The 22,012-nt window shown below is 71.4% G+C and carries 19 protein-coding genes; 15 read left to right on the top strand and 4 right to left on the bottom strand.

Annotation, left to right across the window (positions count from 1 at the left end; all coding sequences use genetic code 11):
- Nucleotides 1–51: 51 nt before the first annotated feature.
- The 10 genes from murD to ABZX65_RS03650 all read left to right on the top strand — a co-directional run bounded on the left by murD (nt 52) and on the right by ABZX65_RS03650 (nt 10,152).
- On the top strand, nt 52–1,482 hold the full coding sequence (gene murD, locus ABZX65_RS03695) for a UDP-N-acetylmuramoyl-L-alanine--D-glutamate ligase (protein ID WP_355334707.1): 1,431 nt from the start codon (nt 52–54) through the stop codon (nt 1,480–1,482).
- A 97-nt stretch (nt 1,483–1,579) separates the two neighbouring features.
- Nucleotides 1,580–2,863 carry a putative lipid II flippase FtsW gene (gene ftsW, locus ABZX65_RS03690; RefSeq protein ID WP_355334118.1) on the top strand — a complete coding sequence of 428 codons (1,284 nt, stop codon included), beginning with the start codon at nt 1,580–1,582 and terminating at the stop codon, nt 2,861–2,863.
- 6 nt (nt 2,864–2,869) lie between these two features.
- Nucleotides 2,870–3,961: an undecaprenyldiphospho-muramoylpentapeptide beta-N-acetylglucosaminyltransferase gene (gene murG / locus ABZX65_RS03685; protein ID WP_355334117.1), complete on the top strand. Its 1,092-nt coding sequence runs from the start codon at nt 2,870–2,872 to the stop codon at nt 3,959–3,961.
- A 119-nt stretch (nt 3,962–4,080) separates the two neighbouring features.
- Nucleotides 4,081–4,872, top strand: a complete 792-nt coding sequence (locus ABZX65_RS03680) for an FtsQ-type POTRA domain-containing protein (protein ID WP_355334115.1) — start codon at nt 4,081–4,083, stop codon at nt 4,870–4,872.
- Nucleotides 4,873–5,122: 250 nt separating this feature from the next.
- A complete protein-coding gene (gene ftsZ, locus ABZX65_RS03675) occupies nt 5,123–6,343 on the top strand; it encodes a cell division protein FtsZ (RefSeq protein WP_355334113.1) in 1,221 nt (406 codons plus the stop codon).
- Nucleotides 6,340–7,101, top strand: a complete 762-nt coding sequence (pgeF, locus tag ABZX65_RS03670; protein ID WP_355334110.1) for a peptidoglycan editing factor PgeF — start codon at nt 6,340–6,342, stop codon at nt 7,099–7,101. The genes ftsZ and pgeF overlap by 4 nt, the downstream gene beginning before the upstream one ends.
- Nucleotides 7,098–7,850 (top strand): YggS family pyridoxal phosphate-dependent enzyme, encoded by a 753-nt coding sequence (locus tag ABZX65_RS03665; protein WP_355334108.1) that lies wholly within the window; start codon nt 7,098–7,100, stop codon nt 7,848–7,850. The genes pgeF and ABZX65_RS03665 overlap by 4 nt, the downstream gene beginning before the upstream one ends.
- Nucleotides 7,851–7,943: 93 nt before the next feature.
- Nucleotides 7,944–8,582 (top strand): cell division protein SepF, encoded by a 639-nt coding sequence (gene sepF / locus ABZX65_RS03660; RefSeq protein ID WP_355334106.1) that lies wholly within the window; start codon nt 7,944–7,946, stop codon nt 8,580–8,582.
- Between the two features lie 63 nt (nt 8,583–8,645).
- Complete coding sequence (locus ABZX65_RS03655) at nt 8,646–8,933, top strand: YggT family protein (protein ID WP_355334104.1); 288 nt, start codon at nt 8,646–8,648, stop codon at nt 8,931–8,933.
- Nucleotides 8,934–8,979: 46 nt separating this feature from the next.
- Nucleotides 8,980–10,152 carry a DivIVA domain-containing protein gene (locus tag ABZX65_RS03650; protein ID WP_355334102.1) on the top strand — a complete coding sequence of 391 codons (1,173 nt, stop codon included), beginning with the start codon at nt 8,980–8,982 and terminating at the stop codon, nt 10,150–10,152.
- Between the two features lie 124 nt (nt 10,153–10,276).
- Here ABZX65_RS03650 and ileS read toward each other — a convergent pair whose 3' ends face one another.
- The gene (ileS, locus tag ABZX65_RS03645; protein ID WP_355334099.1) at nt 10,277–13,444 is read right to left on the bottom strand and encodes an isoleucine--tRNA ligase; all 3,168 of its coding nucleotides are present in this window, start codon (nt 13,442–13,444) and stop codon (nt 10,277–10,279) included.
- A 687-nt stretch (nt 13,445–14,131) separates the two neighbouring features.
- Between ileS and ABZX65_RS03640 the strand changes: the two genes are divergently transcribed.
- The 4 genes from ABZX65_RS03640 (at nt 14,132) to ABZX65_RS03625 (ending at nt 18,331) form a co-directional block, all read left to right on the top strand.
- Nucleotides 14,132–14,869: a TraR/DksA family transcriptional regulator gene (locus ABZX65_RS03640; RefSeq protein ID WP_355334097.1), complete on the top strand. Its 738-nt coding sequence runs from the start codon at nt 14,132–14,134 to the stop codon at nt 14,867–14,869.
- A 104-nt stretch (nt 14,870–14,973) separates the two neighbouring features.
- Nucleotides 14,974–15,654, top strand: a complete 681-nt coding sequence (gene lspA / locus ABZX65_RS03635; protein ID WP_355334095.1) for a signal peptidase II — start codon at nt 14,974–14,976, stop codon at nt 15,652–15,654.
- A gap of 67 nt (nt 15,655–15,721) precedes the next feature.
- The gene (locus ABZX65_RS03630) at nt 15,722–16,663 is read left to right on the top strand and encodes an RluA family pseudouridine synthase (RefSeq protein WP_355334093.1); all 942 of its coding nucleotides are present in this window, start codon (nt 15,722–15,724) and stop codon (nt 16,661–16,663) included.
- A gap of 78 nt (nt 16,664–16,741) precedes the next feature.
- Nucleotides 16,742–18,331 (top strand): Na+/H+ antiporter, encoded by a 1,590-nt coding sequence (locus tag ABZX65_RS03625; RefSeq protein WP_355334089.1) that lies wholly within the window; start codon nt 16,742–16,744, stop codon nt 18,329–18,331.
- 67 nt (nt 18,332–18,398) lie between these two features.
- Here ABZX65_RS03625 and ABZX65_RS03620 read toward each other — a convergent pair whose 3' ends face one another.
- Nucleotides 18,399–19,505: a mechanosensitive ion channel domain-containing protein gene (locus ABZX65_RS03620; protein WP_355334704.1), complete on the bottom strand. Its 1,107-nt coding sequence runs from the start codon at nt 19,503–19,505 to the stop codon at nt 18,399–18,401.
- 42 nt (nt 19,506–19,547) lie between these two features.
- On the opposite strand from ABZX65_RS03620, the gene ABZX65_RS03615 reads away from it, so the two are divergent.
- Entirely contained in the window at nt 19,548–20,201 is a 654-nt protein-coding gene (locus tag ABZX65_RS03615) for a dienelactone hydrolase family protein (RefSeq protein ID WP_355334701.1), read from the top strand.
- Between the two features lie 96 nt (nt 20,202–20,297).
- On the opposite strand, the gene ABZX65_RS03610 is transcribed toward ABZX65_RS03615, so the two are convergent.
- Together ABZX65_RS03610 and ABZX65_RS03605 are read right to left on the bottom strand one after the other, a co-directional pair.
- Nucleotides 20,298–21,080, bottom strand: coding sequence for a thioredoxin domain-containing protein (locus ABZX65_RS03610; RefSeq protein ID WP_355334086.1), 783 nt, complete (start codon nt 21,078–21,080; stop codon nt 20,298–20,300).
- 55 nt (nt 21,081–21,135) lie between these two features.
- Nucleotides 21,136–21,831 carry a hypothetical protein gene (locus tag ABZX65_RS03605; RefSeq protein ID WP_355334084.1) on the bottom strand — a complete coding sequence of 232 codons (696 nt, stop codon included), beginning with the start codon at nt 21,829–21,831 and terminating at the stop codon, nt 21,136–21,138.
- Nucleotides 21,832–22,012: the final 181 nt, after the last annotated feature.

Raw genomic sequence — 22,012 nt, 5'->3', positions numbered from 1 at the left:
CCGGCGTCCCCGGCGTCTCCGGCCTCCCCGTCCGCCGCCGGGCAGGGCTTCGTGAACCCCGACTTCACGGACCTGCGCGTCACCGTCGCCGGGCTCGGCGTCTCCGGCGTGCCCGCCGCGAAGGCGCTGCACGCCCTCGGCGCCCGCGTCACCGTCGTCAACGGCGTCGCGGGCGAGCGGCAGCGGGCCGAGGCGGCCGAACTGGAGGCGCTCGGCATCACCGTGCGCCTCGGTGACGGCGCGACCCTGCCCGAGGGCACCGAACTCGTGGTCACCGCCCCCGGCTGGAAGCCGAGCAGCCCGCTGTTCACGGCCGCCGCCAAGGCGGGCGTGGAGATCTGGGGCGACGTCGAACTGGCCTGGCGGCTCAGGAAACCCGGCGCGGCCCCCTGGCTCGCGGTCACCGGCACCAACGGCAAGACCACCACCACCCGCATGCTCGCCGCGATCCTCACCGCGGCGGGCCTGCGCACCGCGGCCGTCGGCAACATCGGCGTCTCCCTGCTGGACGCGGTCCTCGGCGACGAACCGTACGACGTCCTCGCCGTCGAGCTGTCCAGCTACCAGCTCCACTGGGCGCCCAGCATCCGCCCGCACTCCGCCGCCGTGCTCAACCTGGCGCCCGACCACCTCGACTGGCACGGCTCGATGGCGGCGTACACCGCCGACAAGGGCCGGATCTACCAGGGCAACCAGGTCGCCTGCGTCTACAACCGCGCCGACCCGGAGACCGAGCGGCTGGTCCGCGAGGCCGACGTCGAGGAGGGCTGCCGGGCGATCGGCTTCACCCTCGACGCGCCCCGGCCCTCCGACTTCGGCCTGGTCGACGGCATCCTGGTCGACCGCGCCTTCGTGGACGACCGGGTCAACAGCGCGCAGGAGCTGGCCGAGACCGCCGACGTCAACCCGCCGGCCCCGCACAACATCGCCAACGCGCTGGCCGCCGCCGCCCTCGCCCGCGCCTACGGCGTCGAACCGGCCGCCGTACGCGAGGGCCTGCGGGCCTTCCGTCCGGACGCGCACCGCATCGCCGAGGTCGCCACCCGCGACGGCATCACCTGGGTCGACGACTCCAAGGCCACCAACACCCACGCGGCCGAGGCGTCGCTGGCCGCGTACCCGTCGATCGTCTGGCTCGCCGGCGGCCTCGCCAAGGGCGCGGTCTTCGACGACCTGGTCATCAAGTCCGCCGACCGGCTGCGGGCCGCCGTCCTGATCGGCGCCGACCGCGCCCTGATCCGTGAAGCGCTCGCGCGACACGCCCCCCAGGTCCCGGTGGTCGAGCTGGGCCGGACCGACACTGGGGCGATGGCCGCCGCCGTCGCCGTGGCACGCGACCGGGCCCAGCCCGGCGACACCGTTCTGCTGGCACCGGCCTGTGCGTCGATGGACATGTTCGCCAATTACAACGAGCGCGGCGATATGTTCGCGGAAGCCGTCCGGCGCCTGGGCGCCGCCGACAGCGACAGCGACGAGCCCTAGCCGCAGGTGTCGTGCGGCGCCCTCGCTCCGATGGAGGTCCCATGACGGCCACTGCGTCCCCCCGCCGCCCCGCGCACCGCCCCCGCGGGGGGCGGGTATGAGCACGTACCCGGCCCGGCAGCGCGGCAGCGCGCTCCGGGGCGCCGCCCGGCTCCCCGAGCGGGTACGCGCCGCCTGGGACCGCCCGCTGACGGCGTACTACGTCATCCTCGGCGCGGCCCTGCTGATCACCGTGCTCGGCCTGGTGATGGTGTACTCCGCCTCGATGATCCAGGCGCTGCGCTACGGCCTGCCGTCCACGTACTACTTCCGCAAGCAGCTCCTCGCGGTCGCCCTCGGCTCCGTGCTGCTCTACGCCGCCGCCCGGATGCCGGTCAGACTGCACCGCGCGCTCGCGTACCCGCTGCTGCTCGGCGCCGTCTTCCTGATGTGCCTGGTCCAGGTCCCCGGAATAGGGCAGACGGTCAACGGCAACACCAACTGGATCTCCATCGGCGGCCCTTTCCAGATCCAGCCCAGCGAATTCGGCAAGCTGGCCCTGGTGATGTGGGGCGCCGACCTGCTCGCCCGCAAGGGCGACCGGAATCTGCTGATCCAGTGGAAGCACCTGCTGGTGCCGCTCGTGCCCGTGACGTTCCTGCTGCTCGGACTGATCATGCTCGGCGGCGACATGGGCACCACGATGATCCTCACCGCGATCCTCTTCGGCATGCTCTGGCTCGCGGGCGCCCCCACCAGGCTCTTCGCGGGCGTGCTGTCCGGCGCGGCGGCGCTGGCGGCCCTGGCCATCATCACCAGCCCCAACCGGATGGGCCGGCTGCACTGCATCGCCGCCACCGACCCCGGCACCAACGACCAGTGCTGGCAGGCCGTGCACGGGATCTACGCCCTCGCCTCCGGTGGCTGGTTCGGGTCGGGACTCGGGGCGAGTGTGGAAAAATGGGGTGAACTCCCGGAGCCGCACACCGACTTCATCTTCGCCGTAACCGGGGAGGAATTGGGTCTGGCGGGGACGCTGTCGGTACTCGCCCTCTTCGCGGCACTAGGCTACGCGGGTATCCGCGTGGCCGGTCGTACGGAGGACCCCTTCGTCAGGTTCGCAGCGGGTGGCGTGACCACCTGGATCACGGCGCAGGCCGTGATCAACATCGGTGCGGTGCTCGGCCTGCTGCCGATCGCCGGAGTCCCGCTCCCGCTGTTCTCCTACGGAGGTTCAGCCATCCTGCCGACCATGTTCGCGATCGGGCTGCTCATCTCCTTCGCGAGAAACGAGCCCGGAGCGCGAGCGGCCCTGGCCATGCGGGGGCGTAGTGCTTTCAGCGGGGCAATGACACGGACGATGCGGCGGTACGTCACCAGGCGGCCGTCCGGAGAGCGGTGAATTTCGGTGCATGTCGTACTCGCCGGCGGGGGGACCGCCGGCCACATCGAGCCTGCGCTCGCGCTCGCCGATGCCCTGCGCAGGCAGGACCCGACCGTGGGCATCACGGCCCTCGGCACCGAGAAGGGCCTGGAGACCAGGCTGGTGCCGGAACGCGGTTATGAACTGGCGCTCATCCCGGCCGTCCCGCTGCCGCGCCGCCCCACCCCGGAACTGATCACCGTCCCCGGACGGCTGCGCGGCACCATCAAGGCCGCCGAGCAGATCCTGGAACGCACCAAGGCGGACTGCGTGGTCGGCTTCGGCGGCTACGTGGCGCTGCCCGGCTACCTGGCCGCCAAGCGGCTCGGCGTGCCGATCGTCGTGCACGAGGCCAACGCGCGGCCGGGCCTGGCCAACAAGATCGGGTCGCGGTACGCGCACGCCGTCGCCGTCTCCACCCCCGACAGCAAGCTGCGCGACGCCCGCTACATCGGCATCCCGCTGCGCCGCACCATCGCCACCCTCGACCGGGCCGCCGCCCGCCCCGAGGCCCGGCACGCGTTCGGCCTCGACCAGAACCTGCCCACCCTGCTGGTCTCCGGCGGTTCCCAGGGCGCCCGGCGGCTCAACGAGGTGATCGCCACCGTCGCGCCGCGGCTCCAGCAGTCCGGCGTGCAGATCCTGCACGCGGTCGGCCCCAAGAACGAACTCCCGCGGTCCGACAACATGCCCGGCATGCCGCCGTACCGCCCGGTGCCCTACGTCGACCGGATGGATCTCGCCTACGCCGCCGCCGACATGATGCTCTGCCGGGCCGGTGCCATGACCGTCGCCGAACTGTCCGCGGTCGGACTGCCCGCCGCCTACGTGCCGCTGCCCATCGGCAACGGCGAACAGCGGCTCAACGCCCAGCCGCTGGTGAAGGCCGGCGGCGGCCTGCTGGTCGACGACGCCGAACTCACCCCCGACTGGGTGCTGGGACACGTGCTGCCCGTCCTGACGGACCCGCACCGCCTGTACGACATGTCGCGCGCGGCAGCCGAGTTCGGCCGCCGCGACGCGGACGACCTGCTGGTCGCCATGGTGTACGAGGCGGTGGCCGCGGGCCGCCGCTGACGGTGGCCGCCGCGCCGAGGGCGTGTCCCGCGGCGCGGCGGACCGGGCCTGGCACGATAGGGCCCGCGGGGCGCGGACGCGCTCCGCATCCGTCGACGCGGGGAGGCCGGGTGACCGGGGTGACCGGGACGCAAGCGAAGCCGGTCCGCGCCGACCGGGACGGGGCGGTACCCGGCGCCGGACGGCGCCCGCGCCCCCGGCTGACCCTCCCCAGCCGCCGGACGGCGATCATCACACTGGCCGTCCTCACCGTCCTCGTCGCGGGCGGCACCTGGGCCGTCTACGGCTCCTCCTGGTTCCGCGCCACGCGCGTGACCGTCACGGGCAACGACGTGCTGACGCCGCAGCAGATCGAGCGCGCCGCGGGCGTACCGCTGGGCGGCGCGCTGGCCTCCGTGGACACCGGCGCGGTCCGCAGGCGGCTGCTCACCGCGCTGCCGCGGATCGACCATGTGGACGTGGAACGGTCGTGGCCGCACACGGTCCGGGTGAAAGTGACCGAACGAACGGCCTCCGCCGTACTGAAAAGCGGCGACAAGTTCACCGAAGTGGACCCGGGCGGTGTGCGATTCGCGACGGTCGACACCGCGCCGCGCGGCGTACCGCTCGTGCAATTGACGCCGGATCAGTCGCCGAGCCTTCGGCATTTCGGAACAAAGAGCCTGCTGCGGGCCGCCATTGCGGTCGCCGCCGATCTTCCGGAATCGCTGCACGGCCAGGCGACCGCGATCCGGGTCCGTTCCTACGACAACATCACCGTCGAACTCTCGCGCGGACGCAGCGTGATGTGGGGGAGCGCGGAACAGGGCGCGCGGAAGGCCGCGGTGCTCAATGCGCTCCTGAAGGTCCAGCCACACGCCTCCCACTACGACGTGAGTGCCCCCAGCGCCCCTGCGGCGTCAGGGAGTTGACGCCCCTTATGGCATTATTCGACCCCTGGCCCACCAGCCGGTGACGTGATCACATAGGGTCAAAAGAAAAACGGTAGGTTCGGCGTGTTCGTTGAACCACTACCGCTTGTCGACTTAGTGTCTCGTCCCAAGGAACACATGGGACATGCATACTGGTAACCCTAAACCTCACGGTTAGGGTTCGGAACGGCATCGGCGAGCGTACCGACCGTCCCACAAGATACGTAACTCGAGGCGAGAGGCCTTCGACGTGGCAGCACCGCAGAACTACCTCGCAGTCATCAAGGTCGTCGGCATCGGCGGCGGTGGCGTCAACGCCATCAACCGGATGATCGAGGTCGGTCTCAAGGGCGTCGAGTTCATCGCGATCAACACCGATGCGCAGGCCCTCCTGATGAGCGACGCCGACGTCAAGCTCGACGTCGGCCGTGAACTGACCCGGGGCCTCGGCGCCGGGGCCAACCCCGACGTGGGCCGCAAGGCCGCCGAGGACCACCGCGAGGAGATCGAAGAGGTGCTCAAGGGCGCCGACATGGTCTTCGTCACCGCGGGTGAGGGCGGCGGCACCGGCACTGGCGGCGCACCCGTCGTCGCCAACATCGCCCGCTCGCTCGGCGCCCTGACCATCGGGGTCGTCACCCGCCCCTTCACCTTCGAGGGCCGCCGCCGCGCCAACCAGGCGGAGGACGGCATCGCGGGGCTGCGGGAGAACGTCGACACCCTGATCGTCATCCCCAACGACCGTCTGCTGTCCATCTCGGACCGCCAGGTCAGCGTGCTCGACGCCTTCCGCTCGGCCGACCAGGTCCTGCTCTCCGGCGTGCAGGGCATCACCGACCTGATCACCACCCCCGGCCTGATCAACCTCGACTTCGCCGACGTGAAGTCCGTGATGTCCGAGGCGGGTTCGGCCCTCATGGGCATCGGCTCCGCGCGCGGTGACGACCGTGCGGTCGCCGCCGCCGAGATGGCGATCTCCTCGCCGCTGCTCGAAGCCTCCATCGACGGCGCCCGCGGGGTGCTGCTCTCCATCTCCGGCGGCTCCGACCTCGGCCTGTTCGAGATCAACGAGGCGGCCCAACTCGTCAGCGAGGCGGCCCACCCCGAGGCCAACATCATCTTCGGCGCGGTCATCGACGACGCGCTCGGCGACGAGGTGCGGGTCACCGTGATCGCCGCCGGGTTCGACGGCGGTCAGCCGCCCACCAAGAGCAGCGCCAAGGCGCTCGACGGATACCGCGACACGACCCCCGCCTCCGGCGCCCGGATCGCCAGCCAGCCCGAACCCGCCCGCCCGGCGACCTCGTACACCGGCCTCGGCAGTGTCCCGGTCGCCTCGTCGGACCGCGACAGCGACAACGAGCCCGTCGCGGAGGCGCCGACCCCGGTCCCGCCCCCGCACGTGCCGCCGGCCCGTCCCTACCAGGACACCGCGGCCGAAGAGCTCGACGTACCCGACTTCTTGAAGTGATAGGGCACCGCCAGACAGCGAGCGGCGCGCACTTCGCCTTCACCGACCGGTGGGGCGGGGTGAGCGCCGTTCCGCACGACAGCCTCAACCTCGGCGGCGCGGTGGGGGACGACCCCGCCGCCGTACGCGCCAACCGCGAGCGCGCCGCGGCCGATCTCGGCCGCGACCCCGACCGGGTGGTGTGGATGAACCAGGTGCACGGCCGCGAGGTCGCCGTCGTGGACGCCCCGTGGGGCGACCGGCCGGTCCCGGCCGTCGACGCGCTCGTCACCACCCGCGCCGACCTCACGCTCGCCGTACTCACCGCCGACTGCGTGCCCGTACTGCTCGCCGACCCGGTGGCCGGTGTCGTGGCCGCCGCGCACGCGGGACGGCCGGGACTGGTCGCGGGTGTGGTGCCCGCCGCCGTCGAGGCGATGACGGCGCGGGGGGCCGACCCCGCGCGGATCACCGCGCTGCTCGGACCCGCCGTGTGCGGAAAGTGCTATGAAGTGCCCGCCGCGATGCGGGACGAGGTCGCCCGGGCGGTGCCGGAGGCGTACGCCGAGACGAGCTGGGGCACTCCGGCGGTCGACGTGGCTTCGGGGGTGCGCGCCCAACTCGCGCGCGCCGGAGTGAACCTCGGGCCGAGCGCCGGATCATCCGACGGGCCGGGCGCGGGTGTGTGCACCCTGGAGTCCGCCGATCACTTCTCCTACCGCCGCGACGGTGTCACCGGTCGCCTGGCGGGCTATGTCTGGCTGGACGGCGCCGCGTGACCGAGCATCAGACCGACCCCGAGGCCGAGGACGGCGCCAGGCGCGCGGAACTCGCCGCGAATCTGGACCGTGTCGAGAAGCGGATCACCGCCGCCTGCGAGGCGGCCGGGCGGGACCGCGCGGACGTGACCCTGATCGTGGTCACCAAGACCTACCCGGCGAGTGACGTCCGGCTGCTGGCCGGCCTCGGCGTCCGGCATGTGGCGGAGAACCGCGACCAGGACGCCGCGCCCAAGGCGGCGGCGTGCGCCGATCTTCCGCTTACTTGGCATTTTGTGGGGCAGTTGCAGACCAACAAGGCTCGTTCAGTGGTCCGTTACTCTGATCATGTGCACTCGGTCGACCGGCTCCGGCTGGCCGGCGCGCTGTCGACCGCGGCGACCGCCGCAGGAAAGCGGCTCGGGTGCCTCGTTCAGGTCGCCCTGGACGCGGAGTCGGGCACTCAGGGAGAGCGCGGCGGGGTGGCACCCGACGCGGTCGCCGCGCTCGCCGACGCGATCGCGGCGGCACCGGGGCTGCGTCTCGACGGCCTGATGACCGTCGCGCCGCTGGCCGGGGCATACGCGGGCCAACCCCGCGCCGCCTTCGATCGGTTGATGGAAATCTCATCCGGCCTGCGCGAGACCCATCCGGCTGCGACCATGGTCTCGGCAGGGATGAGCCAGGACCTCGACGAAGCCGTTGCGGCCGGAGCGACACATGTACGCGTCGGTACGGCGGTACTCGGAGTCCGTCCCGGGCTCGGGTAACGTCACCAACAAGTCGGACCACAGCATAAATATGGTGTGGCGGCCGTCCGAGCGGCGGCCGAGGACCGCAACCCCGCTGAGAGGACGCAGAGCATGGCCGGCGCGATGCGCAAGATGGCGGTCTACCTCGGCCTCGTGGAGGACGACGGATACGACGGGCCGGGATTTGACCCCGACGACGAGTTCGAGCCCGAGATGGCCGCTCCGCCCGCAGCACGGGCCAGCGCCGACCCCGAGCGTGCCCCTCGCCGTCAGCAGCAGGTCAGCCAGCACGTACCGCAGCACGTAGCACAGAGCCAGCACCAGTCGTCGCAGGACGAACCGGCGCGTCTCGTACACGCCCCGGCGCCCCGTGAACCGCGGATCGCCCCCGTGGCGTCCATCACACCCGAACGTCACAGCCTGGAGAAGAACGCACCGGTGATCATGCCCAAGGTCGTGTCAGAGCGAGAGCCGTACCGGATCACGACACTGCACCCCCGGACCTACAACGAAGCCCGTACCATCGGGGAACACTTCCGCGAGGGAACGCCGGTGATCATGAATCTGACGGAGATGGACGACACGGACGCGAAGCGTCTTGTCGACTTCGCCGCCGGCCTGGTCTTCGGTCTTCACGGAAGCATCGAGCGGGTGACGCAGAAGGTGTTCCTCCTGTCGCCTGCTAACGTCGATGTCACGGCGGAGGACAAAGCCCGGATCGCCGAGGGCGGGTTCTTCAACCAGAGCTGAACGAGACGCAACCGCAGGGACCCGGCCACCGGGCCGAAGACGAGCAGGGGAGAGGGAAGCGCGATGAGTGTCGCACTCCAGGTGCTGTACATCGCGCTGTACTGCTTCCTGTTTGTGCTGATCTTCCGATTGGTGATGGATTACGTCTTCCAGTTCGCCCGTTCATGGCACCCTGGGAAGGCGATGGTGGTGGTCCTGGAGGGCACCTACACTGTCACCGATCCGCCACTCAAGCTCTTGCGGCGGTTCATCCCGCCGCTACGTCTCGGGGGCGTGGCGCTCGACCTGTCCTTCTTCGTATTGATGATCATCGTGTACATCCTGATCTCCGTCGTGGGGAACTTGATGTGAACGGTGCGGGCTCCCGATATGTCGACGATCACGTTGAGGTGAAGAGATGCCGCTGACCCCCGAGGACGTTCGGAACAAGCAGTTCACGACCGTCCGCCTCCGAGAGGGCTATGACGAGGATGAGGTCGACGCCTTCCTCGACGAGGTGGAGGCGGAGCTGACTCGATTGCTCCGCGAAAACGAGGACTTGCGCGCCAAACTGGCCGCGGCCACCCGTGCCGCCGCCCAGAACCAGCAACAGGGCATGCGCAAGCCCGAACAGCAGGACCGGCCGGTGCCCGCTGCCATATCCGGTCCGCAGCCGGTGCCGCAGCAGCAGATGGGTCCGCCGCAGCAGCAGGGCGGTATGCCGCAGTTGCCGCCCGGCCCCAGCGCCCAGCAGCAGCACGGGCCCGGCCCGATGCAGCAGCAGATGGGGCACCCCATGCAGCAGCAGGGGCCTGGTCCGATGGGCCAGCACCCGATGCAGCAGCAGGGACCCGGCCCCATGGGCCAGCACCCGATGCAGCAGCAGCAACAACAGCAGCACCACCCGATGCAGCAGCAGGGACCCGGTGGCGACAGCGCCGCCCGCGTGCTCTCGCTCGCGCAGCAGACGGCGGACCAGGCCATCGCGGAAGCGCGTTCCGAGGCCAACAAGATCGTCGGCGAGGCCCGCAGCCGCGCCGAGGGCCTGGAGCGGGACGCCCGCGCCAAGGCGGACGCTCTTGAGCGGGACGCCCAGGAGAAGCACCGCGTCGCGATGGGCTCCCTGGAGTCCGCCCGCGCCACGTTGGAGCGCAAGGTCGAGGACCTGCGCGGCTTCGAGCGCGAGTACCGCACGCGTCTGAAGTCCTACCTGGAGTCCCAGCTCCGTCAGCTCGAGAACCAGGCCGACGACTCGCTGGCTCCGCCGCGTACCACCCCCGCGGCTCCCTCCCTCCCGGCCGCGTCCACCATGGGCGGCTCGATGGGCGGATCCATGGGCAACGGCGGTATGGGCAACGGCATGGCACCGGCAGGCGCGGGCGCCGGTATGGGACACGCGGGCTCCGCGCCGTCCTACGGCGGCCAGGGCATGGGCGGCGGTCACACCCCCGGCCCGACGTACGGCGGCCAGCAGCAGATGTCTCCTGCCATGACCCAGCCGATGGCACCGGTACGGCCGCAGGCGCCGCAGCCGATGCAGCAGGCGCCGACGCCGATGCGCGGTTTCCTGATCGACGAGGACGACAACTGACCTAGCGGTCGGCTGGACCCGCACCACACAGGGCCGGGCCCCCGGGGAATCCTTTTTCCCCGCGGGGCCCGGCCCTGTTCTGTGCGACGACCACCGTGCGTAGGGGACTTCGCCCCCTACGGGCTCAGCTCTTGCGCAGGTGGAAGGTCAGGGCCAGGGACTCGTCCGTGAACGCCGGGCCGAAGGAGGCATCGGCAGACGCGTCGGTGAAGCTGTCCGCCAGGACCTCCTCGGAGATGAGCGGGGCGTGGGCGGACAGGGCCGTCGAGACGTCGGGCTCGGCCGTGGCCCAGCGGACGTGGATCCGGTCGGCCACGTCGAAGCCGGAGGTCTTGCGGGCCTCCTGGATCAGCCGGATGGCGTCGCGGGCGAGCCCGGCCAGGCGGAGTTCGGGAGTGATCTCCAGGTCGAGCGCGACCGTGGCGCCGGAGTCTGAGGCGACCGACCACCCTTCGCGCGGGGTCTCGGTGATGATGACCTCTTCAGGAGCGAGCGCGACCTCCTCGCCGTCCACGACCACCGAGGCCGTACCGCCGTCGCGCAGCGCCGCCGACAGGGCCGCCGCGTCGGCGGCGGCGACCGCGGCCGCCACGGCCTGGACGCCCTTGCCGAAACGCTTGCCCAGCGCGCGGAAGTTGGCCTTGGCCGTGGTGTCGACCAGCGACCCGCCGACCTCGGACAGCGACGCCAGGGAGCTGACGTTCAACTCCTCGGTGATCTGCGCCCGCAGCTCGGCCGAGAGCCCCTCGAAGCCCGCGGCGGCGACCAGCGCGCGCGACAGCGGCTGACGCGTCTTGACACCGGACTCCGCGCGCGTGGCACGGCCCAGCTCGACCAGCCGCCGTACGAGCAGCATCCGCTCCGACAGGGCCGGGTCGACGTGCCGCTCGTCCACGACGGGCCAGGACGAGAGGTGGACGGAGTCGGGGGCACCGGGGACCACCGGCACCACCAGGTCCTGCCAGACCCGTTCGGTGATGAACGGCACCAGCGGGGCCATCAGCCGCGTCACGGTCTCCACCACGTCGTGCAGGGTGCGCAGCGCGGCCGGGTCGCCCTGCCAGAAGCGGCGCCGCGAACGGCGCACGTACCAGTTCGACAGGTCGTCCACGAAGGCCGACAGCAGCTTGCCCGCGCGCTGGGTGTCGTACGACTCCAGCGCGTCGGTCACCTCGCGCACCAGCACGTTCCGCTCGCCGACCAGCCAGCGGTCGAGCAGCGGGCGGTCCTCGACGGCCGGGTCGGCCGCCGAGGGGGCCCAGCCGGACGTACGGGCGTACAGCGCCTGGAAGGCGACCGTGTTCCAGTACGTGAGCAGCGTCTTGCGGACGACCTCCTGGATCGTGCCGTGGCCGACCCGGCGGGCCGCCCACGGGGAGCCGCCGGCCGCCATGAACCAGCGCACCGCGTCGGCGCCGTGCTGGTCCATGAGCGGGATCGGCTGGAGGATGTTGCCCAGGTGCTTGGACATCTTGCGGCCGTCCTCGGCGAGGATGTGGCCGAGGCAGACCACGTTCTCGTAACTCGACCTGTCGAAGACGAGCGTGCCGATGGCCATCAGCGTGTAGAACCAGCCGCGGGTCTGGTCGATCGCCTCCGCGATGAACTGCGCCGGGTACGTGCGCTCGAAGACCTCCTTGTTGTGGAACGGGTAGCCCCACTGCGCGAACGGCATCGAACCCGAGTCGTACCAGGCGTCGATCACCTCGGGGACGCGGGTCGCGGTGCCGCCGCAGGACGGGCAGCCGAAGGTGACCGCGTCGATGTACGGGCGGTGCGGGTCGAGCCCGGACTGGTCGGTGCCGGTCAGTTCGCCGAGTTCGGCCAGTGAGCCGACACAGGTCAGATGGCCGTCCTCGCAGCGCCAGATCGGCAGCGGCGTACCCCAGTAGCGGTTGCGCGACAGCGCCCAGTCGACGTTGTTCTTCAGCCAGTCGCCGAAGCGGCCGTGCTTGACCGAGTCCGGGTGCCAGTTGGTCTTCTCGTTCTCCCGCAGCAGGGCGTCCTTGACCGCGGTGGTCCTGATGTACCAGGACGGCTGCGCGTAGTAGAGCAGCGCGGTGTGGCAGCGCCAGCAGTGCGGGTAGCTGTGCTCGTACGGCAGGTGCCGGAACAGCCGTCCCGAAGCGTGGAGTTCGGCGACCAGCGCCTCGTCGGCCTTCTTGAAGAAGACCCCGCCGACCAGGGGGACGTCCGGCTCGAAGGTGCCGTCGCGGCGCACCGGGTTGACCACCGGAAGGCCGTACGCGCGGCAGGTCTTGAGGTCGTCCTCACCGAAGGCGGGGGACTGGTGGACCAGGCCCGTGCCGTCCTCGGTGGTGACGTACTCGGCGTTCACCACATAGTGCGCGTCCGGGATCTCGACGAGGTCGAACGGCCGCTGATACGTCCAGCGTTCCATCTCGCGGCCGGTGAAGGACTGCCCGGTCGCCGTCCAGCCCTCGCCCAGCGCCTTGCCGAGCAGCGGCTCGGCGACGACCAGCTTCTCGGTGCCGTCGGTGGCGACGACGTACGTCACGTCGGGGTGCGCGGCGACGGCGGTGTTGGAGACCAGCGTCCAGGGCGTGGTCGTCCACACCAGCAGCGCGGCCTCGCCCGCCAGCGGGCCGCCGGTCAGCGGGAAGCGGACGAAGACCGACGGGTCGACGACCGTCTCGTAGCCCTGGGCCAGTTCGTGGTCGGACAGGCCGGTCTGGTCCTTCGGGCACCAGGGCGCCACCCGGTAGTCCTGGACCAGCAGGCCCTTGTCGAAGATCTGCTTGAGCGACCACCACACGGACTGGACGTACTCCGGGTCCATCGTCCGGTAGGCGTTGTCGAGGTCGACCCAGTAGCCCATGCGCGTGGTCAGGTCGGTGAAGGCGTCGGTGTACCGGGTCACCGACTCGCGGCACTTCGCGTTGAACTCCGCGACGCCGTAGTCCTCGATGTCCTGCTTGGTGGTGAAGCCCAGTTCCTTCTCCACCGCCAGCTCGACCGGCAGCCCGTGGCAGTCCCAGCCGGCCTTGCGGGTCACGTGGTGGCCCTGCATGGTCTTGAAGCGCGGGAAGACGTCCTTGAAGACGCGGGCCTCGATGTGGTGGGCGCCTGGCATGCCGTTGGCGGTCGGCGGGCCCTCGTAGAAGACCCAGTCGGGCAGTCCGCGGCTCTGCTCGACGGAACGGGCGAAGGTCTTCCGCTCGCTCCAGAGGTCGAGCACCTCGTGTTCGAGGGCGGGCAGGTCGACCTGGGCGGGCACCGGCCGGTACTGCGGCGGCTGCGGCTGTCCCTGCGCGGTCTGGTGGTCGCTCATCGGTGGTTTCCTCCGGCGGACACTGGTGCGTACTCCGTCGAAGGGACGAGAGCGAGCGCTCCCGCGGTACCACCCTCCTTGGCGGTGGAGGCGCCCCGCGCACGGGGAACCCACCGCCCCCTCATTGGGGCAGCGACGCCGGTTCTACTCGCCCGGGGGCCTTGAGGGGCCTCCCGCGGGCTTTCTTCCGGCGGCTCCGGGGTGATCTTCGCACCGCGCACACCCCCGGGCTTCCACCGTCCCCGGGTCGCTCATGGCTGCGTGCGGCGCTACTCGTCCCATCCACGCCTTTCGCTGCGCTCAGTGTACGGCGCTGGGAGCGGCCCGGCCGAACGGTTTACCGGGGCCGCCCACTGACCCGAATGGCCTGCTCCGCGCGCCCCGACGGCGACTGTCACGGATCGTTACCGCCAGGTACCGGAATACCTGGCGGTGAGCTGGGCACAACGGATGCAGACCTGCCCGCCCTCCGGGGCGGACCGGTCGGCCAGGCAGCGCGCCCCGTTGCCGCGGGTCCGGAGCCGATTTACCGTTTCCGGCACGATTCGCGAACAAGATCACGGATGTGAAGGGGTCGCGGCCATGGTCGTGAAGAAAAGGGGACGGCCTGCGGCCGGCTCCGACCATCCCGGTGTGACCGGGGTGTCCGTGGCGCCTGCCCGCGGGCCCGCGGCGGCGAGGAAGTCCGTGCGTACGGTCACGGTCGCCATCGATGCGGAGGAGGGCGACGCGGCCGAGGAGGCACCGCGGAAGAAGGCGGCGGCCAAGAAGGCCCCGGCCAAGACGGCGGCGAAGAAGGCGGCGGCGAAGAAGACGGCAGCCAGGGAAACGGCTCCGGCAGGGAAGGCCGCCGCCGCGAAGGCGCCGGCGAAGAAGACGGCCGCGAAGAAGGCGGCGGCCGAAAAGGCGGCGACGGGCCGTACGGCGAAGAAGACGGGAGCCGGCAAGGTGGCAGCGAAGAAGACCGCGGCGGGTACGGCCGCGACCACGGGGGCCGCGTCCGCGGTGCCCGCCGCCCGCACCGCGGGCCCCGGCGGCCTGGCCGTCCTCCCCGGTGAGGACCCGTGGACGCCGGAAGAGGTCGAGGAGGCCCGCGCCGAGCTGCTGGGCGAGGTCCAGCGGCTCACGGAGGGCATCAGCTCCTCGGAGGCGGCCGTGGCGGGCCTGCTGCGCGACTCGGGCGACGGCGCGGGTGACGACGAGGCCGACACCGGCACCAAGAACATCACCCGCGAGTACGAGATGGCGCTGGCCGCCAACACCCGCGAGATGCTGGCGCAGACCAGGCACGCCCTGGAGCGGCTGGACGAGGGCACGTACGGCCTCTGCGAGTCCTGCGGCAATCCGATCGGCAAGGCCCGCATGCAGGCGTTCCCGCGGGCCACGCTGTGCCTGGACTGCAAGCAGAAGCAGGAGCGGCGCTGAGGGCTCCGCCCGCGGACGGCCCCGGTCGTACGGGTGTGCCGTACCCTCGTCATCAGTCAGGATTCGGCCTGGCGGGCACGGAGCACAAAGGCTGAGGGACTCACGTGACGGAAGCGGAGCGCACCATCACCACGCCGGAGGAGACGCCGGACGCGACGCCTGACGGCGGGACGGGCGTCGAGGAGTCGGGCGTCGCCGAGCCGTCGGAGCAGGCCGCTCCGGCGGCGGACGGGGCGGACGGGGCGGAAGGGGCGGCGCGGGGCGACGAGCCCGCCGGGCCGCAGGCCGTCTCGCGGCGGCGGCGCCGGATCGTCACCCTGATCGGGGTGGCGGCGCTGGCGTACCTCCTCGACCTGCTCTCCAAGATCTGGGTGGTCACCAGCCTGGAGAACCACGAGCCGGTCAACGTCTTCGGCCACTACCTGCGGCTGGACGCGATCCGGAACGCCGGGGCGGCCTTCGGCATGGGGCAGGGCATGACGATCGTCTTCACGATGATCGCGGCCGGTGTCATCGTCGTGATCGCCCGGCTCTCCCGCCGTCTGCACAGCCTGCCGTGGGCCGTCGCGCTCGGCCTGCTCCTCGGCGGCGCCTTCGGCAACCTCACCGACCGCGTCTTCCGCGCTCCCGGCGGCTTCCAGGGCCGGGTGGTGGACTTCATCGCGCCCGAGCACTTCGCCGTCTTCAACCTCGCCGACTCCGCCATCTGCTGCGGCGGCGCCCTGATCGTCCTGCTCTCCTTCCGCGGCGTCGACCCGGACGGCACCGTCCACCGCGAGGACTGACTCCCGCCGGAGGCGCCCGGTCCCGCGCTGGTACGGCCGGGGGCGCCGGGTCCGGCATACTCGTGTGGTGAGTACCGTTCCGGAAATCCGTTCCCTGCCCGTGCCCGACGGCCTCGAGGGCGAGCGTGTCGACGCCGCCATCGCCCGGATGTTCGGCTTCTCGCGGACGAAGGCCGCGGAGCTGGCGGCGGCGGGCAAGGTGTCGATCGACGGGTCGGCCGCGGGGAAGTCCGAGCGGGTGCACGGCGGGGCGTGGCTGGAGGTCGAGATGCCCGAGGCCGCCGCCCCGGTGCGGATCGTCGCGGAGCCGGTCGAGGGCATGGAGATCGTCCACGACGACGAGGACATCGTCGTCGTCCTCAAGCCGGTCGGCGTCGCCGCCCACCCGAGCCCCGGCTGGACCGGCACCACCGTGATCGGCGGCCTCGCCGCCGCCGGATACCGGATCTCCACCTCGGGGGCCGCCGAGCGCCAGGGCATCGTGCACCGGCTCGACGTCGGCACCTCTGGCCTGATGGTGGTCGCCAAGTCCGAGCGGGCGTACACCCTGCTCAAGGCGCAGTTCAGGGACCGCGTCGTGGACAAGCGCTACCACGCTCTGGTGCAGGGCCACCCGGACCCGATGAGCGGCACGATCGACGCGCCGATCGGCCGTCACCCCCACCACGACTACAAGTGGGCCGTCGTCGCCGACGGCAAGGCGTCCGTGACGCACTACGACCTCATCGAGGCGTTCCGCTCCGCCAGCCTGCTGGACATCAAGCTGGAGACCGGCCGCACCCACCAGATCCGGGTGCACATGTCCGCGCACCGCCACCCCTGCGTCGGCGACATCACCTACGGCGCCGACCCGACGCTCGCCAAGCGCCTGGGCCTGACCCGGCAGTGGCTGCACGCCAAGCAGTTGGGCTTCGAACACCCCTCGGACGGGCGCTGGGTGGAGTTCAGCAGCGAGTACCCGGACGACCTCCGGCACGCGCTCGACGTGATCCGCGCCGACAGCGAGTAGCCGTATCGGGGCCGGTGAAAGGCACGGCGGGGCGGCCGCGGGTCCGGCGGCGCGGAGCCGGTGTGGCATCGTGACGCCGTGGATCAGCTCGCTCTCTTCTTCTTCCTCATGCTCGCGGCCATCGTCATGGTGCCGCTCAGCGACCGGATCGGGCTGCCCTCGCCGGTCCTGATGACGCTGCTCGGCGGGGTCCTCGCGCTGCTCCCGCAGGTGCCCAACGTCCAGATCGACCCCGATCTGATCCTGCCGCTGGTGCTGCCCCCGCTGCTCTACGCGTCCGTACAGCGCACCTCCTGGCGGCAGTTCGCCGCGAACCGGCGGGCGATCTTCCTGCTCGCGGTCGCGCTGGTCTTCGTCACCACGGCCGCGGTGGCGGCGGTCGCCGACGCGGTCGTGCCGGAGATCACACTGGCCGGGGCCTTCGCGCTCGGCGCGCTCGTGGCGCCGCCCGACCCGGTGGCCGCCACGGCCGTCGCGGGCAGCCTCGGACTGCCCCGGCGCATGATCTCCATCCTGGAGGGCGAGGGGCTGTTCAACGACGTCACCGCCATCGTGCTGTACCACGTGGCCGTCGCGGCGGCGCTGTCCGGCAACTTCTCCGCGCCCCACGCGGCCCTGGAGCTCGTGCTGTCCGCCGTGGTCGCGATCGCGGTCGGCCTGGCCCTCGGCTGGGGCGCCAACAAGCTGATGGGCGTCGTCGGCGACCCCACCTTGCAGATCGGCCTGTCACTGCTGGTGCCCTTCGCCTCCTACGCGCTGGCCGAGGAGTTCGGCGGCTCCGGGGTCCTGGCCGTGCTCACCACCGCGCTGTTCCTGGCCGAATACGCCTTCGAGGCCGACGACGTGACGGCCCGTCTGGCGGGCAACACCTTCTGGGAGATCGTCGACACCCTCGTCACCGGCATCGCCTTCGGCCTGATCGGCCTCGAACTGCACAATGTGTTCCGGGTCGGCGCGGGCGACTGGGGCCCGATGGTGCGGCACGCCGCCATAGTGGTCGCGGTGGTCATCGGCGTGCGGCTGCTGTATCTGCTGCCCGCGACCTGGGCGGCGCGCAAGATGCACAAGCTGCGCGACCTGGACGAGGACATCCCGATGAGCTGGCGCGAGAGCGTCATCATGTGGTGGTCGGGGATGCGCGGGGTGGCGTCCGTCGCGCTGGCCCTGGCCATCCCGCTGACCACCGACAGCGGCGACGGCTTCCCGGCCCGCACGGAGATCTTGTTCATCGCCTTCGCGGTGGTGCTCAGCACCCTGGTGCTCCAGGGGCTGACGCTGCCGTGGCTGGTGAAACGGCTCGGGGTGCGCAGCGACATCGACGCCGAGCACGACCTGGAGAAGATGCTGGCGCTGCGGGCCATGACGGCCGCCAAGGCGCGGCTGCGCGACATCGAGTCCGTCGAGCCGCTGAGCGACGACCTGTCGGAGCTGCTGCACCGCCGCGCCTTCGACCTCGGCGCGCGGATCTGCCCGGACATCGTGGACGACGAGCGGCGCGAGAGCCACGCCAAGCGCGTCAAGCGGCTCAAGTCGGTGCGCCGCATCCAGGACGAGATGATGTCCGCCGCCCGGCACGAGGTGCTGTCGGCGCGCAGCGAGGCGGGGTACGACCCGGAGGTCGTCGACCGGGTGCTGCGCCAGCTGGACCTGCGCTCGATGCGCGGCTGACAGGTGAGAGCCTCTCACTGCCGTAACGCCCCGCAGCGTGAGGGCCCCGTGGGGGCGTAAGAGCCTCTTACCTGGTGCCCGGTCCCGGGCCCAGGTCGCCCGAGTCCGGCGCCGGGGCCGCCTCCCGGCCCGGGTCCTGCTCCTGGCCGGGCGCGGGCGCGGTGCTGAGCCGGGGCAGCGCGTACGGGTGCTCGCAGCGCAGCCAGTCGATCAGCTGCTCGCGGACGATGCAGCGCAGGTTGAAGATGTCGTCCGAGTCCTTCGCGGTGGCCAGCGCCCTGACCTGGATCGTGGTCGGGGTGGAGTCGATCACGACGAGCCCCCACGCCCTGCGGTCCCACTCCGCGCAGCTCTCCAGGATCTCCAGCAGCCGCTTGCGCATCAGCGCCACCGGCGCCGAGTGGTCCAGGTGCAGCAGGACGGTGCCGGTCATCCGCGGGTCGCCGCGCGACCAGTTCTCGAACGGATTGCTGGTGAAGTACGACACCGGCATCGTGATCCGCCGCTCGTCCCAGGTGCGCACGCTCAGGAAGGTGAGGGTGATCTCCTCGACCACACCCCACTGGCCCTCCACGACCACGGTGTCGCCGATCCGCACCATGTCGCCGAAGGCGATCTGGAGACCGGCGAAGAGATTCGCGAGCGTGGACTGGGCGGCCACACCGGCGACGATGCCGATGATGCCCGCGGAGGCCAGCACCGACGCCCCGACCGTCCGCATCGCGGGGAAGGTGAAGAGCATCGACGCGACGACGATGACCGTCACGATCGCGGTGAACACCCGCTGGATCAGCGTGAGCTGGGTGCGCAGGCGGCGGATCTTGGGCACGTCGTGGCTGACCGCGACATAGCGCGCGTACGAGGAGTCGATGACCGCGGCGGCGACCCGTACCACCAGCCAGCCGGACGCGGCGATCAGCACCAGCACGAGGAACTGGCCGACGGCCTCCGCGTGGTCCTTCGACAGATGGGCGGACCGGTAGCCGCCGCGCAGTATGGCGGTGCAGATCACCACCTGGAGGGGTATGCCGCAGCGGCGCAGCAGATGCCACAGCGGGGTCTCCGGGTGCCGTCCGTCCACCTTGCGCAGGGAGCGGTCGACGGTCCACCCCACGACCAGCGAGACCCCGACCGCCACACAGACGACGAGAACCGGGCGCAGCGCGCTGTCCATCACCATCCCGCGTCCACCTCGGCTTTCTTGTAGGAAACCCGGATCATCGGGTCTTCGTATCGCGGCGCTCCGCCCAAGGAGGGTAGCTGGCACCATGGTCGCGTACCGAACCCGAACAAAGGCAGCACTGTGACGATCGTCCTGTTCCACTCCGTCTACGGACCGCGTCCCGCCGTGCACGCCGCCGCCGACCGGCTGCGGGCGGCCGGGCACGAGGTCGTCGTGCCCGATCTGTACGACGGCCGGGTCGTGGACACCGTCGAGGCGGGACGGGCGATCCGCGAGGAGATCGGCAACGAGGAGCTGCTGCGCCGGGCGGTCCTCGCGGCGGCGCCGTACTCCGAGCGGGAGCTGGTCTACGCGGGCTTCTCGCTGGGCGGGGCCCTCGCGCAGACCGTGGCGCTCGGCGACGAGAAGGCGCGCGGGCTGCTGCTCCTGCACGGCACCTCGGACATCGCCGACGACGCGGCCACCGACATCCCCGTACAGCTCCATGTCGCCGACCCCGACCCCTTCGAGCCGGAGGACTGGCTGAACTCCTGGTACCTGGGGATGCGCAAGGCCGGCGCCGACGTCGAGGTGCACCGCTACCGGGGCGCCGGCCACCTCTACACCGACCCCGACCTGCCGGACCACGACGCCGAGGCCGCCGAGAAGACCTGGGCGGTCGCGCTGGACTTCCTGGCCGGGCTGTAGGACCGCGGGGCCGCAGGAGACCGGGCCGCGCGAAACGGCGGGAGCCGGTCCCGTACGCGTACGGGACCGGCTCCCGCCGTTCGGAGCGGTGTGCCGCTACTTCAGGGCCGCCGTGATCTGGTCCATCACACCGTCGGCGGTCAGCGCCTTGCCGTTGAGCCTGATGGTCGGCGTGGACTTGATGCCCGCCGCGTTGAACGCGTCGGAGGAGTCCAGCGCCCACTTGTCGTAGGTGCCCTCCTTGACCGCGGTCTGGAACGCGGCGTTGTCCTTGAGCGCCGGGACCAACTGCGCCAGCTTGATCATGTTGGCGTCGTCCGCGAACAGGTCGGGGCCGGACTCCTCCGGGTGGTGGTCCTTGGAGTAGAGCAGCGTGTGGTACGCCTCGAAGGCGTCCAGGCTCACGTTGGCCGCCGCGCCGACCGCGCTCAGCGCGTTCTTGGAGCCGGTGCCGCCGAGGTTGCCGTCCAGGAACGTGCCGAAGTGGTACGTGATCTTGTACTTGCCGTCCTTGGCGCCCTTGAGGACGTCCGCGCCCGAGGTCTGCTCGAACTGCGCGCACGCCGGGCAGCGCAGGTCCTCGAACAGGTCGAGGTTGTTCTTGTTCTTCGGGTCGCCGACCACGATGGTCGAGCCGTTGGTGCCCGAGGTGTTCGCGGGCTTGACCAGCTTGTCCTTCTTGGCGGACTCCCAGTAGCTGGGCTTGTTCGCCGCGTTGACCGCGACGGCGACACCGCCCGCGATGGCCAGCACCGCGACGACGCCGACACCGACGAATATCTGGCGGCGGACCTTCGCCCGCTTCGCCTCGCGCTCGCGCTCCGCGCGCAGCCGCTCGCGGGCGGCCTGCTTGCTGGCCTTGCTGTTCCTGCTGCTCATGGGGGATCTCCGTGATGACGCGTGGTGGTATGAGAGGAAAGTGCCGGTACGACGGTCAGACTGCGACCGCGACGGGCGGACCACGGCGTACGACGGAGTGCAGCAGCGGGCGCGCGGCGAGCGGGCCCGCCGAGGCGCGGGCGGCCGGGCGGAACCGGCGCGGCGGCACCGCGAGCCCGGTGCGGGCGGCCACGGCCAGCAGCAGCGGCCGGAAGGCGGCGGCGGCCATCACGCGCAGCACCCGGTGCAGCGCGGCCTCACCGCGCCGCAGCCACCAGGACGCGACCAGGCCGACGGTCACATGGACGGCCAGCAGCAGCCACGGCAGCGCGGTGGACGGCATCTGCGCCGCGGCGGCGCCGCCCGGTACCGCGGACAGCCCCTGGCCGCCGACCTGGCCGCCGTTGCACAGGAACGTCTCGTGGAACGACCACCACGAACCGGTCACCGGGCCGCCCGCGGGCCCGTAACAGGCCTGCTGGCCCGCGGTGAAGACGGTGTCGACGGCCAGTTCCAGCGGGACCATCAGGCCCGCGATCGGCCAGAAGCCGCGCTCGTGCCGGCCGCCGAGCAGATACGCCAGCGCGAAGACACCGCCGAACGCGCCGCCGACCACGGTCAGCGGCAGCGGGGTGTGCGACATCAGCACATGGGAGGTGGAGGAGAGGGTGACGCACAGCGCGGCGAAAAGGGCAGCGCGCAGCGCCCTCAGCCTCGGCCGTATGTCCTCCATGGCGACAGAGTGTGCCATGCGCGAGCGTATGTGTGACCTAAAGGCGGGTAACGGATGGGACTACAGAGGGCGGCCGGCACGCGGCGGACTCCTCCGGCGGACCGGCGCGGGTGGCGGTACGGGGAGCCGCGCCGCGTTGTCGGACCCGAGTCGTAGACTCGCAGCGCCGCCAGAATCAGCCAGCGACGCACCAGCAGTC

Source organism: Streptomyces sp. NPDC003300 (assembly GCF_040610915.1).
Taxonomy (GTDB): Bacteria; Actinomycetota; Actinomycetes; order Streptomycetales; family Streptomycetaceae; genus Actinacidiphila.
The sequence above is the reverse complement of the archived record's forward strand: the minus strand, read 5'-3'. Positions and strand labels throughout refer to the sequence as shown.

Excerpts from the sequence above, each read along its gene's own strand:
- ftsW (WP_355334118.1), top strand. The coding sequence starts at position 1,580 with ATGAGCACGTACCCGGCCCGGCAGCGCGGCAGCGCGCTCCGGGGCGCC.
- ileS (WP_355334099.1), bottom strand. The coding sequence starts at position 13,444 with ATGAGCGACCACCAGACCGCGCAGGGACAGCCGCAGCCGCCGCAGTAC.
- ABZX65_RS03650 (WP_355334102.1), top strand. The coding sequence starts at position 8,980 with ATGCCGCTGACCCCCGAGGACGTTCGGAACAAGCAGTTCACGACCGTC.
- sepF (WP_355334106.1), top strand. The coding sequence starts at position 7,944 with ATGGCCGGCGCGATGCGCAAGATGGCGGTCTACCTCGGCCTCGTGGAG.
- ABZX65_RS03605 (WP_355334084.1), bottom strand. The coding sequence starts at position 21,831 with ATGGCACACTCTGTCGCCATGGAGGACATACGGCCGAGGCTGAGGGCG.
- ABZX65_RS03610 (WP_355334086.1), bottom strand. The coding sequence starts at position 21,080 with ATGAGCAGCAGGAACAGCAAGGCCAGCAAGCAGGCCGCCCGCGAGCGG.
- ABZX65_RS03620 (WP_355334704.1), bottom strand. The coding sequence starts at position 19,505 with ATGGACAGCGCGCTGCGCCCGGTTCTCGTCGTCTGTGTGGCGGTCGGG.
- ABZX65_RS03655 (WP_355334104.1), top strand. The coding sequence starts at position 8,646 with ATGAGTGTCGCACTCCAGGTGCTGTACATCGCGCTGTACTGCTTCCTG.